Consider the following 362-nt stretch of genomic DNA (forward strand, 5'->3'; position numbering starts at 1 on the left):
CATGGTGGACCAGCTGTCCCTGTTCACCTCCGAGGTGACCCGCGTGGCGCGCGAGGTCGGCACCGAGGGGACGCTGGGCGGCCAGGCGGAGGTGCCCGCAGTCGGCGGCACGTGGGCCGACCTCACCGACTCCGTGAACGCCATGGCCGGCAACCTCACCACTCAGGTGCGGGACATCGCCCAGGTGGCGACGGCCGTCGCCACGGGCGACCTCTCTCAGATGCTGACCGTCGACGCGGGCGGTGTGATGCTGGAGCTCTAGAACCCCATCAACCGGATGGTCGACCAGCTGTCCGCCTTCGCCGACGAGGTCACCCGCATGGCGCGCGAGGTCGGCACCGAGGGGATCCTCGGCGGCCAGG

Annotated in this window: 1 pseudogene; it reads left to right on the top strand. The window is 71.3% G+C overall.

The window, feature by feature from the left end:
- Positions 1–362, top strand: a pseudogene (locus PUR26_RS02030) (HAMP domain-containing protein); the annotation flags it as partial.

Origin of the sequence: Streptomyces sp. SP18CS02 (assembly GCF_036322365.1) — a bacterium.
Taxonomy (GTDB): domain Bacteria; phylum Actinomycetota; class Actinomycetes; order Streptomycetales; family Streptomycetaceae; genus Streptomyces.